The following is a 584-nucleotide window of genomic DNA, read 5'->3' on the forward strand; positions in this document are numbered from 1 at the left end:
TGGCCTGCCGAGGAGTTCTCGGACAGTGGGCCCTCTTAAAATGAGGGTGCTACTGAAAGAGAGAGCAGCATGTCCGCATCGCGTAGACGATTCACCCAAGAGTTCAAAGACGAGTTGTGCCGTGAGGTGATCTCCAGTTCCAAGCCGATCAAGGATGTCGCGATCGCGTACGGTGTCGGCCCCGAAACCCTCCGGACTTGGCTGATCAAGTACCGCGAGGCCAACGGTGCAACAGAGACCGAGCTGACGGTCTCAGAGCGGGCCCGCCTGAAGGAACTCGAGCGCGAAAATCAGGAGCTGAAGGCGGAGACCGCGTTCTTGAAAAAAGCGACGGCTTACTTCGCCCGGGAGCAGCGGTAGTGAGCAAGTACGAGTACATCGACTCCCAGAAGAATGCGCCCACGAACACGAACCCGGTTGTGAAAATGTGTCGCTGGTTGGGGGTGTCGACGTCGGGTTTCTACCATTGGTTGGTGCGTCCGCAGTCGGCTACGGCGGCCCGCAGGGAAGCGTTGACGGCCAGGGTTCATCATTTCTTCGAAGAATCCGAAGGGACCTACGGGTATCGGCGTGTCCACTTCGAC

The 584-nt window shown here is 58.6% G+C and carries 1 pseudogene; it reads left to right on the forward strand.

Annotation, left to right across the window (positions count from 1 at the left end):
- Positions 1 to 69 precede the first annotated feature (69 nt).
- Positions 70 to 584, forward strand: a pseudogene (locus DL891_RS16645) (transposase); the annotation flags it as partial.

It is taken from the genome of Homoserinimonas sp. OAct 916, from assembly GCF_003260275.1.
Classification (GTDB): Bacteria; Actinomycetota; Actinomycetes; order Actinomycetales; family Microbacteriaceae; genus OACT-916.